This window comes from Catellatospora sp. NPDC049133 (genome assembly GCF_040648455.1).
Taxonomy (GTDB): Bacteria; Actinomycetota; Actinomycetes; order Mycobacteriales; family Micromonosporaceae; genus Catellatospora; species Catellatospora aurea.
Window position 1 is genome coordinate 211,721 of sequence record NZ_JBEZDT010000012.1, and the last position, 10,970, is coordinate 222,690.

Here is a 10,970-nt window from a genome sequence, read left to right on the forward strand (position 1 = left end):
CCCGCCCTCCGCCGCCCCGCGCCGGGTTGCACCGCCCTGCGCCGGGTTGATCATGAACTTATGGCACGGCTCACCGGTGTGTCGTGCCCACAACTTCATGATCACCCGACGGTGCGACGGTAGGCCGGAATCGATCATGAGGTTAGGCCGGGGACACGCCGTCGAGCCGTGCCATAAGTTCATGATCAACACGTGAAAGGTCGGTCGGTCAGAGTTCGGGGCCCTGCATGTCCTTGCGGAGGGCGGTGGCCTTCTCGGTGAGTTTGTCGGCGGCCTCCTTGGCCGACGGCTTGACGTCGGAGGGCTTCTCGCCGGGGTACTTGGGCTGGACCATGGTGTCGCCGCGGTCCTTGGACAGGGCGGCGGTGTCGGCGGCGCGCTGCTCGGCGGCGCGGGTCTTGAGGTGCTCGGAGACGCGGGAGCCCTCTTCCTCGACCTTGTTCAGGGCGCGTTCCCAGCGTTCCCGCATGGGGGCGATGAGGCCGCCGCCGACACCGACGATGAGGATGCCGGCGATGGTGGCCAGGACGGCGACCAGCACCGGCATGGTGATGGTGGTGGCGACGCCGATCTGGTTGAGCGCCGCGATCGCGCCGAACGCGATGATCGCGACCTGGGCGATGCGCCCGACGGCGCGGCCGTACGAGAAGTGCGACAGCGCGTTGGTGATCACGTCGAACACGGCGTTGGCGATGGCGACCGCGACCACCAGGATCACGCAGGCCACGATGAGCCGCGGCAGCCAGCTGATCACGGTGTCGATGAGGTTGCTGATCGGGTTGGGCCCGAACACGCTGAACGCCAGCTGGAACGTGAACAGCAGCAGCGCGTAGTAGACGAGCTTGCCCACCAGGCCGCTGGGCGTGTAGCGGCCGGTCCATCGGTTCATGCCCGTGCGCTGCGCGAGGTGGTTGAACCTGGCCCGGGCCAGGCCCTTGTCGACCAGGCTGCCGATCGCCTTGGCGATGATCCAGCCGACGATCAGGATGGCGGCGCAGGCGAGCACCTTGAGGGCGATGTACGCCAGCGCGCTGAGCAGGACCTGCACAGTGGGATTCACGGTCGTCCACCTTCCGCCATAGCGGAGCCGGTGACGCCCGTCGGCGCGCCCGTCGACCGGCGAGGGCCGTGCCCCGCGTGAGCGGCCCGCTGCAGCGGACCTTCAGCCGCAGACTAAGGCCGGTAACACCGAATATCGGCCGAATGTCGAAACTGCCACCGGCGGCTGACACCGGATGGCCGCCGCCGCGGACCTGCGCCGCGCGCCCGGGTCCCCGGATCGCGGCCCCAGCAGCGATCGTCGATGGAGATGTGGGCGGCCGTCGATGCTTCGTGGGGTGGGGAGCGCGGGGCGGGGGCGATCCCGAGGCGGGCCGTTAACCTCCGCGACGCGCCCGACACGCGCGGGAAATGTGCCCGCCACGGGCTCGGACGCGCGACGGGCAGCGGCCTGGCGCACTCGCGTGTGCCTGCTAACTGGGAAGTAGCTTCCCAGTATCTGGACGTGTGATCAATCTGTGTCTGGTGGACACCCAGGGCGTTTAACGTAGACTCAACACTCACAGACTCGTCCCCATGCTCGTGCGACAGCGCGAGAGAGTCCGTGTACCGCTGAACCTGCGGGTTCATTCAAGGGCCGACGTCGTCCCGCTCGGATAGGCACCGCTAAACGAACCCGGCATAGCCCCCGCGCCATCGCTGTCGCGGCATCCAGGCATCCCACCCCGTTCGTGGCCGATACCGATGTTCATTCCCCGTGACGACAGGAGGCCCGGTGGCATCGCCGTACCCGCACCCCCTGCAGCCTGGCATGACGGCCGCTCCGGCCGCGACGCAGCCTGGTATGACCACCGCGCCCGCCGCCGTCGGTCTCTACGACCCGGCCTTCGAGCACGACTCCTGCGGCGTGGCCTTCGTGGCCGACGTGCACGGCCGCCGCAGCCATGACGTGGTGGCCCGCGGCCTGTCCGCGCTGTGCCGCCTGGACCATCGCGGCGCGCGCGGCGCCGAGACCACCACGGGCGACGGCGCGGGCATCCTCATCCAGGTCCCCGACGCCTTCCTGCGCGAGGTGGTCGACTTCCCGCTGCCGCCCGCCGGCCAGTACGTGACGGGCCTGGTCTTCCTGCCCGTCAACGGCGCCGACGAGGCCCGCGCGCTGACCGTGCTGGAGAAGTACGCCCTGGTGGAGGGCGCGCAGATCCTCGGCTGGCGCGACGTGCCGGTGGAGGCCGAAGGGCTGGGCGCGACCGCCGACGCCGCACGCCCGCGGATCCGGCAGGTGTTCCTGTCCGCGCACAGCATCTCCGGACCCCGCTACGGCGAGCCGCTGAGCGGCCTGGAGCTGGAGCGCGTGGCTTACTGCGTGCGCAAGCAGACCGAGCGGGAGAGCCGCGAGCGCGGCGTGCCGCTGTACTTCCCGTCGCTGTCCGGCCGCACGATCACCTACAAGGGCATGCTCACGCCCGACCAGCTGGCGTCGTTCTTCCCGGACCTGTCCGACGAGCGTGTGGTCAGCGCGATCGCGCTGGTGCACTCGCGGTTCTCCACGAACACCTTCCCGAGCTGGCCGCTGGCCCACCCGTACCGGTTCATCGCGCACAACGGTGAGATCAACACGATCCGGGGCAACAAGAACTGGATGCAGGCCCGCGAGGCCCTGCTGGCCAGCCCGCTGCTGCCGGGCAACCTGCGCCGGCTGTTCCCGATCTGCACGCCGGAGGCGTCCGACTCGGCGAACTTCGACGAGGTGCTGGAGCTGCTGCACCTGACCGGGCGCAGCCTGCCGCACGCGGTGCTGATGATGATCCCCGAGGCGTGGGAGAACGACCCGGTGATGGACCCCGCGAAGCGGGCGTTCTACCAGTTCCACGCCAGCCTGATGGAGCCGTGGGACGGCCCGGCCAGCGTCGCGTTCACCGACGGCACGGTCGTCGGCGCGGTGCTCGACCGCAACGGCCTGCGCCCGGGGCGCTGGTGGCGCACCGAGGACGGCCTGGTCGTGCTGGGCAGCGAGGCGGGCATGCTCGACCTCGACCCGGCGACCGTGGTGGCCAAGGGCCGGCTGGAGCCGGGCCGGATGTTCCTGGTCGACACCGCGCAGGGACGGGTCATCTCCGACGAGGAGATCAAGGGCGAGCTCGCGGCGGAGCAGCCGTACGCCGACTGGCTGCACAGCGGGCTGATGCACCTGGAGGGCCTGCCCGAGCGCGAGCACATCGTCTACACCCACGACTCGGTGCAGCGCCGCCAGCAGACCTTCGGCTACTCCGAGGAGGAGCTGAAGATCCTGCTCGGGCCGATGGCGCGGGCCGGGGCGGAGCCGCTGGGCTCGATGGGCACCGACACGCCGATCTCGCCGCTGTCGAGCCGGCCGCGGCTGCTCTACGACTACTTCCACCAGATCTTCGCGCAGGTCACGAACCCGCCGCTGGACGCGATCCGGGAGGAGATGGTCACCAGCCTCGCGTCGACCATCGGCCCGGAGGGCAACCTGCTCGACCCTGGCCCGACCAGCTGCCGGCAGATCGTGCTGCCGTACCCGGTCATCGACAACGACGAGCTGGCCAAGATCCTGTCGATCGACGAGGACGGCGACCTGCCCGGCTTCAAGGCGGTGCGGGTCTCCGGCCTGTACCCGCTGCGCGACGGCGCGAACGGGCTGCGGGCCCGGCTGACCGAGATCCGCCGGCACGTGTCCGAGGCGATCGAGGACGGCGTGCGCATCCTGGTGCTGTCGGACCGCGACTCCACCGCCGACCTGGCCCCGATCCCGTCGCTGCTGCTCACCGCGGCGGTGCACCAGCACCTGGTGCGGGAGCAGACGCGCACCCAGGTGGCGCTGGTCGTCGAGTCCGGCGACTGCCGCGAGGTGCACCACGCGGCGGTGCTGGTCGGTTTCGGGGCGGCCGCGGTCAACCCGTACCTGGCCTTCGAGAGCGTCGAGGACCTGATCACCACCGGCATCCTGCCGAACATCACGCCCGACAAGGCCGTGCGCAACGTCGTCAAGGCGCTGGGCAAGGGCATCCAGAAGATCATGTCGAAGATGGGCATCTCGACCGTGTCGTCGTACTGCGGCGCGCAGGTGTTCGAGGCGGTCGGCCTGTCCTCGGAGCTGGTGGAGCGCTACTTCACCGGCACGCCCAGCCGCATCCAGGGCATCGGCCTGGCCGAGATCCACGCCGAGGTCGCGGCGCGGCACGCGGTGGCGTACCCGACGAACCCGGCGGAGCAGTCGCACCGGCGGCTGGAGGTCGGCGGCGAGTACCAGTGGCGGCGCGAGGGCGAGGTGCACCTGTTCAACCCGGAGACGGTCTTCCTGCTCCAGCACGCCACGCGCTCCGGCCAGTACGACGTGTTCCAGCGCTACACCGAGAAGGTCGACGGCCTGGCGGCCGCGGCGGGCTCGCTGCGCGGGCTGTTCCGGTTCAGGGACGCGACGCCGATCCCGATCGAGGAGGTCGAACCCGCGACGGAGATCGTCAAGCGGTTCGCCACCGGCGCGATGTCGTACGGCTCCATCTCGGCCGAGGCGCACGAGACCCTCGCGATCGCGATGAACCGCATCGGCGGCAAGTCCAACACCGGTGAGGGCGGCGAGGACGTCGAGCGCCTGTACGACCCGGCCCGCCGCTCGGCGGTCAAGCAGGTGGCCTCCGGCCGCTTCGGCGTGACCACGGAATACCTGGTCCACGCCGACGACATCCAGATCAAGATGGCGCAGGGCGCGAAGCCCGGCGAGGGCGGCCAGCTGCCCGGCAACAAGGTGTGGCCGTGGATCGCCAAGACCCGGCACGCCACCCCGGGCGTCGGCCTGATCTCGCCGCCGCCGCACCACGACATCTACTCGATCGAGGACCTGGCGCAGCTGGTGTTCGACGTCAAGTGCGTCAACCCCGGCGCGCGGGTCCACGTCAAGCTGGTCAGCGAGGTCGGCGTCGGCACGGTCGCGGCGGGTGTGGCCAAGCTGAAGGCCGACGTCATCCTGATCTCCGGCCACGACGGCGGCACCGGCGCGTCCCCGCTGAACTCGCTCAAGCACGCGGGCACCCCGTGGGAGCTGGGCCTGGCCGAGACGCAGCAGACGCTGCTGCTCAACGGGCTGCGCGACCGGGTCACCGTGCAGGTCGACGGCCAGCTCAAGACCGGCCGCGACGTGATCGTGGCGGCGCTGCTGGGCGCGGAGGAGTTCGGCTTCGCCACCGCCCCGCTGATCGTCGAGGGCTGCATCATGATGCGGGTCTGCCACCTGGACACCTGTCCGGTCGGCATCGCCACGCAGAACCCGGTGCTGCGCGAGCGGTTCACCGGCAAGCCGGAGTTCGTGGAGAACTTCTTCTGGTTCCTCGCCGAGCAGGTGCGCGAGCAGCTGGCGGCGCTGGGCCTGCGCAGCATCGACGAGGCCGTGGGCCGCGCCGACCTGCTCGACCTGGCCCCGGCCACGGAGCACTGGAAGGCGCACGGGCTGGACCTGTCGCCGGTGCTGGCCCTGCCGAGCTCGCCGTACGGCGACGCGCCCCGCAAGGTGCGCGAGCAGGACCACGGGCTGGACAAGTCGCTGGACAACACGCTGCTGCGGCACGCCGAGCCGGCGCTGCTGACCGGCGCGCCGGTGCGGTTCGACGTGGCGGTGCGCAACGAGCACCGCAGCGTCGGCGCGATGCTGGGCGGTGAGGTCGTGCGGCGCGCGGGAGGGGCGGGCCTGCCCGACGGCACCATCGACGTGACCCTGCACGGCACGGCCGGGCAGTCGTTCGGCGCGTTCGTGCCACGCGGCGTCACGCTGCGGCTGCTCGGCGACGCCAACGACTACGCGGGCAAGGGCCTGTCCGGGGGGCGGCTGATCGTGCGCCCGGACGCGCGCAGCCAGTTCGCCGCCGAGGACCACATCATCGCCGGCAACACCCTGCTGTACGGGGCGACGTCGGGTGAGGTGTACCTGCGCGGCCGGGTCGGCCAGCGCTTCGCGGTGCGCAACTCGGGTGCGACCGCGGTGGTCGAGGGCGTGGGCGACCACGGCTGCGAGTACATGACCGGCGGCACCGTGGTGGTGCTCGGCCCGACCGGGCGCAACTTCGCCGCGGGCATGTCCGGCGGTGCCGCGTTCGTGCTGGACCTGGACCCGCTGCTGGTCAACCGGGAGCTGGTGGACCTCGGTCCGGTCGGCGACGTGGAGGCCGAGGGCCTGCTGGAGATCGTCGAGCGGCACTTCCAGGAGACGGGGTCGGCGGTGGCGGAGAAGCTGCTGGCCGACTGGGCGGGCAGCGTGGAACGCTTCACCGCCGTGATCCCGCGCGACTACAAGCGCGTGATCGAAGCCATGCGGGCCGCCGAGGCTGCCGGCCGCGACATCGACGCCGCGGTCATGGAGGTGGCACGTGCCTGACCCGAACGGATTCCTGCGCTACGGCCGGCGGCTGCCGGCCCGCCGGCCGGTGCCGGTGCGCATCATGGACTGGCGCGAGGTGTACCCCTCCGCCGACGACGAGCTGATCCGCGAGCAGGCGGGCCGCTGCATGGACTGCGGCATCCCGTTCTGCCACGAGGGCTGCCCGCTCGGGAACCGCATCCCGGACTGGAACGACCTGGTCCGGACCGGCAACTGGAACGCGGCGATCCAGTCGCTGCACAGCACGAACAACTTCCCGGAGTTCACCGGGCGGCTGTGCCCGGCGCCCTGCGAGGCGTCGTGCGTGCTGGCCATCGGCGACACCGCGACGTCGGCCGCCTCCGGCGGCGCTGTGACGATCAAGCAGGTCGAGGTCGAGATCATCAACCGGGCGTACGAGAACGGCCGGGTCCGCCCGCAGCCGGCGGTCGCCCCGTCGGGCAAGACGGTGGCCGTGGTCGGCTCCGGCCCGGCCGGTCTGGCCGCCGCCCAGCAGCTGGCCCGCGCCGGTCACGCGGTGACGGTGTACGAGCGCGACGACGCGATCGGCGGCCTGCTGCGCTACGGCATCCCGGACTTCAAGCTGGAGAAGCAGCACATCGACGCCCGCGTCGAGCAGCTGCTGGCCGAGGGCGTCGCCTTCCGCACCGGCGTGAACGTGGGCGTGGACGTGTCCGCGGCGCAGTTGCGCGCCGAGCACGACGCGGTGCTGCTGGCCACCGGCGCCCTCGCCGGGCGGGAGACCGACACCCCGGGCCGGGAGCTGGCCGGGATCCACCAGGCGATGGTCCACCTGAGCCAGGCCAATGTGGCCGTGGCGGGCGGTCCGCAGCCGGCGGTCACCGCCGCGGGCAAGCACGTGATCATCATCGGCGGCGGCGACACCGGCGCGGACTGCCTGGGCGTGGCCCACCGGCAGGGCGCGGCGTCGGTGACCCAGCTCGACCGGTACCCGCAGCCCCCGGATGCCCGCGACGAGCAGCGCGACCCGTGGCCGACCTGGCCGTGGATCCTGCGCAACTACGCCGCGCACGAGGAGGGCGGCGACCGGGTGTTCTCCGTGGCCGTGCAGCGCTTCGTCGGCGACGAGCAGGGCCGCGTCCGCGCGATCGTACTCGTCGACGTGATCGTCGAGCGGGTGAACGGCCGCGGTGTGGTCACCGAGGTCGCCGGCACCGAGCGGGAGATCCCGGCCGACCTGGTGCTGCTGGCCATCGGCTTCGAGGGCACGGACGCCACCGGAGCCCTGGAACAGCTCGGCCTGGCCCGCAGCCCGCGGGGCACCGTCGAGTGCGGCCCGGACTGGCAGACCCCCGCCGACGGCGTCTTCGTCGCCGGCGACGCCCACAAGGGCGCGTCCCTGATCGTCTGGGCGATCGCCGAGGGCCGCAGCGCCGCCGCCGCCATCCACCGCTACCTCGGCGGCGAAGGCAGCCTCCCGGCTCCCGTCGCGCCCTCGTCCCGCCCCCTCATCCCCGCCTGACCAAGCGGCAGGAAGGGCACCTTCTACAACGCGGGGCGTTGCAGAAGGTGCCCTTCCTGCCGCTTCGGGACAGTGACCTCAGCGGCTCGCCGGGCCTCGGGTCTTCGGGTCGCCGCGGCGCACCGGCAGGACGGTCACGTTGTCGGCCTGCATCCGGGTCACCACCTCGAACAGCTCCTCCTGGTCCTCGCGCAGCAGCTCCACCATGGCGCTGAGCTTGCCGAGGTCCTCGCGCACGTGCAGTTGCGGAGGCTCCCCGGGGCTTGCCCGCCCGGCCGTCTCCTCCAGGGTCTTGCTGAACTGGGCGAGCTGCTGGACTATGTCGCTCAACGCCGTGATCACGATGCGCATGTGCTCGCCGCGCTGGTGGTCGCGGGCCAGCTGTCGGGTCTCCGCCTCGTGCAGGCGGTTGACGAGGTGCTGATTGGACAGCGCCACCGCGCCGGCGAGCATGAGCACCACGCCGATCGCCGTCGCGGCTATCACCCTGGCCAGCACGCTCGTCTCTTGACTTACTCCCTGGCCGGCCGGCCATACGACGAGGTATGCGGCCAGTACCAGGACCAGAGCGAGGCCGACAATGGAGAGCCAGAACGCCCCGCTCTTGACTTTGACAATCACCTGTCTTCCCTTCCGGGACCACTGGGCGTCCGGGCGTACGCGCCGAATGAACGAATACTCAGCGTGCCTCCAGTGACGTCGCTGCGCTAGTAACACAGAGCGAATTCACGGACGACGCCGAATTGTGGACTGCAGGTCAATGCGCCATCATCCGGACGTACTGACTCCGGGCGCTGGGGACATCACCGATTCAAAGAAGACGCATGTTGCAATTCGCACGTGCACGGTACGTCTAAAAATGCTGATATAGCGACTCTTGAGTGGATCACCCGTGCGTCACCATGAGTGATGGCATGAGTGGACATCGATGTACATTAACGAGCTGTTACATCGAATGGGGCAGTTGCCTTCAAAGATAAGCTACACAGAGTAGTACTCGATCACTCTGTGCTGATCAATGAACCAGGGCGAGCATGGTCGTGAACACTCCGAAGGAGACGAACACCCCCAGCCCGAAGATCACGCCCTCGGCGAACAGCAGCAGCAGAGACGGCAGCCTGGTGCCGCCGTGCCTGCGGCGATAGAGCTCCGAAGCCATCGAACCACTCCTTCAGCGTGGCACCCAGCCGTGCTTGACCAGCAGAGCGGCGACGTCCTCGCGCAGGTACCGGCGGTGACCGCCGGCGGTGCGGGTGACGCGCAGCAGGCCGCGGTCGGCCCAGCGCTTGACGGTCTTGCGGTCCACCGGCAGCAGTGCCAGCACCTCGGCCGGGGTCATCATGTCGCGGCGACCGGCGCGCACACCGGCCCCGTCGCGCAGCCCCGCGGCGTAGACGGCGGCGAGCGCCGTCACCAGCCGCGGGGTCAGCTCGTCGCCGCCGCAGGCGCGCACCGCCACCTCGCGCACGTGTGCGGGCAGCCGCGGGACGGGCGTGGGGGAGTCAGACACCGGCGTGCTCCCTCGTGCCCGGCTGCTCGCCGGCGAGTCCACGGGAGTCGGCCGTCCAGACGGGCCACCATGACTCGTCGCCGTCGATGAGGTCGCGCACCGCGGCCAGTTCGGCGTGCAGCGCGACCGCCTCACCGCGGTAGCGGTCGCGCTCCCGGCAGGCCCGCCGCGCCAGTTCCTCGGCGCGCCGGGCCAGCACGGCCTCGGCCACCAGTGCCGAGCGCAGCGCGCTCACCTCCACCCCGGCCCGCATGGCCTCCCGGTCACACAGCCGGGCCAGCCACCGCCGCCACGCCCTACGCATCACGGGAATGCCTGCCGGGTCGACGGGACCTGCGGGTACGCCCCGGTCGCGGTGTGCCTGCCCCGGTAGTCCACGGCCGGGTACGGCGGCACCGCGTCGAGGTAGGCGGTCACCTCGGGGTCGGCCTCCGGCCGGCGCACCGGCGCGGCCTGCCCGACCGCGGTCGCCCGGCTCGCCGGGGCGGGGTCGCCGGCCGGTCCGGTGGGTCGCCACCGGGATCCATCCGGCCGGCGCCGGTTCAGTGCGCGGCCCCAGAACGCCACGATCGCGCGCCGCCGCGCGGGCTGCGGACCGTCCTCGGGACCCCACCACTGCTCCTCGGCGTCGTCCACCCGGTCCAGGATCAGCTTCGCCTCCTCGACCAGGGAAAGCCGGTCGCGCATCAGGAACAGCGTCGCGGAGAAGCTCACCGCTGCCACCGCCGCCGTGTACAGCGAGAGGAAGGTGGTGGACAGGGTCATGACCTGCCCTCCTCGAAGCCGTCGGGCAGCAGCCGGCCGAGCATGCGCACCGCGCGGCACTGCAGCGCCTTGACCGCGCCCTCGCTCTTGCCCATCGACTGCGCGGTCTCCGCGGTGGACAGTCCCACCAGGAAACGCAGCGCGATGCAGCGCTGCTGGGAGGGGTTGAGCTTCTTGACCGCCGCGAGCAGCGCGAGGTTGTTCACGTGGTCCATGGCGACCCGGTCCGGAGCGCCGTCGAGGCTGAACTCCTCCTGGTCGAAGTCGAGGACCTCGCCGCTGACCTCGAAGCGGTAGCGGCCGGACTTGTAGTAGTCGGCCACGATGTGGCGCGCGATGGTGATCAGCCAGGCCGCGAAGTCACGGCCCTGCCAGCGCACGCTGCCGATGCGCTTGAGGGCGCGCAGGAAGGTGTCGGACGTCAGGTCCTCGGCGGTGGGGCTGTGCCGGACCCGGAAGTAGATGAAGCGGAAGACCGCGGGGGCGTACTGCGCGTAGATCTTCCCGAACGCCTCGGTGTCGCCCTGCTGCGCTCGTTCGACCAGGTTCCATACGTACGACTGCTCCTCGGGCACCGATCCGGCGAGGGTGGTGCGGGCTTCCGTCGTGACAGCGGTCGGGCTCATCCGCGCGACACCCGGCCCTTGCATGTCATGAGCACGTAGGTTGCTCCTCTTCTGGCGGGGGGATCTTCGATCGAGAGGCCCGCCGGACCGGGGTTCACGGCCCCGACCCAGGTGAACAACTGGCGGGAGCCGGCGAAGCCGACGCTGACGTTCACCGCGAGCGGTGTGCAGGGCGCGCTGAGCGCCACGGTCGCG

9 protein-coding genes and 1 pseudogene are annotated in these 10,970 nt (G+C 71.0%); 2 read left to right on the plus strand and 8 right to left on the minus strand.

All coding sequences use genetic code 11. The features are described from left to right. Positions 1-208: 208 nt before the first annotated feature. Complete coding sequence (locus AB0B35_RS16485; protein WP_361045830.1) at positions 209-1,060, minus strand: hypothetical protein; 852 nt, start codon at positions 1,058-1,060, stop codon at positions 209-211. Between the two features lie 750 nt (positions 1,061-1,810). On the opposite strand from AB0B35_RS16485, the gene gltB reads away from it, so the two are divergent. Then, entirely contained in the window at positions 1,811-6,388 is a 4,578-nt protein-coding gene (gltB, locus tag AB0B35_RS16490; RefSeq protein ID WP_361045880.1) for a glutamate synthase large subunit, read from the plus strand. Further along, positions 6,381-7,874: a glutamate synthase subunit beta gene (locus AB0B35_RS16495; RefSeq protein ID WP_361045833.1), complete on the plus strand. Its 1,494-nt coding sequence runs from the start codon at positions 6,381-6,383 to the stop codon at positions 7,872-7,874. The genes gltB and AB0B35_RS16495 overlap by 8 nt, the downstream gene beginning before the upstream one ends. Before the next feature lie 78 nt (positions 7,875-7,952). On the opposite strand, the gene AB0B35_RS16500 is transcribed toward AB0B35_RS16495, so the two are convergent. The 7 genes and pseudogenes from AB0B35_RS16500 to AB0B35_RS16530 all read right to left on the minus strand — a co-directional run. Continuing rightward, positions 7,953-8,495: a DUF6239 family natural product biosynthesis protein gene (locus AB0B35_RS16500; RefSeq protein WP_361045834.1), complete on the minus strand. Its 543-nt coding sequence runs from the start codon at positions 8,493-8,495 to the stop codon at positions 7,953-7,955. A 394-nt stretch (positions 8,496-8,889) separates the two neighbouring features. Continuing rightward, on the minus strand, positions 8,890-9,033 hold the full coding sequence (locus tag AB0B35_RS16505; RefSeq protein WP_361045836.1) for a hypothetical protein: 144 nt from the start codon (positions 9,031-9,033) through the stop codon (positions 8,890-8,892). Positions 9,034-9,045: 12 nt separating this feature from the next. Further along, positions 9,046-9,384, minus strand: coding sequence for a helix-turn-helix domain-containing protein (locus tag AB0B35_RS16510; RefSeq protein ID WP_361045838.1), 339 nt, complete (start codon positions 9,382-9,384; stop codon positions 9,046-9,048). Further along, positions 9,377-9,688: a hypothetical protein gene (locus AB0B35_RS16515; RefSeq protein ID WP_361045840.1), complete on the minus strand. Its 312-nt coding sequence runs from the start codon at positions 9,686-9,688 to the stop codon at positions 9,377-9,379. The genes AB0B35_RS16510 and AB0B35_RS16515 overlap by 8 nt, the downstream gene beginning before the upstream one ends. Then, entirely contained in the window at positions 9,688-10,149 is a 462-nt protein-coding gene (locus AB0B35_RS16520; RefSeq protein ID WP_361045843.1) for a hypothetical protein, read from the minus strand. The genes AB0B35_RS16515 and AB0B35_RS16520 overlap by 1 nt, the downstream gene beginning before the upstream one ends. After that, a pseudogene (locus AB0B35_RS16525) lies at positions 10,146-10,709 on the minus strand (sigma-70 family RNA polymerase sigma factor); the annotation flags it as partial. The pseudogene AB0B35_RS16525 and the gene AB0B35_RS16520, both read right to left, overlap by 4 nt. 62 nt (positions 10,710-10,771) lie before the next feature. Then, the coding region (locus AB0B35_RS16530) for a hypothetical protein (RefSeq protein ID WP_361045845.1) at positions 10,772-10,970 on the minus strand (199 nt) is incomplete at its 5' end.

What these genes read in the sequence shown, in the direction of transcription:
- gltB (WP_361045880.1), top strand. Translation starts at nt 1,811, where the DNA reads ATGACGGCCGCTCCGGCCGCGACGCAGCCTGGTATGACCACCGCGCCC.
- AB0B35_RS16505 (WP_361045836.1), bottom strand. Translation starts at nt 9,033, where the DNA reads ATGGCTTCGGAGCTCTATCGCCGCAGGCACGGCGGCACCAGGCTGCCG.
- AB0B35_RS16515 (WP_361045840.1), bottom strand. Translation starts at nt 9,688, where the DNA reads ATGCGTAGGGCGTGGCGGCGGTGGCTGGCCCGGCTGTGTGACCGGGAG.
- AB0B35_RS16520 (WP_361045843.1), bottom strand. Translation starts at nt 10,149, where the DNA reads ATGACCCTGTCCACCACCTTCCTCTCGCTGTACACGGCGGCGGTGGCA.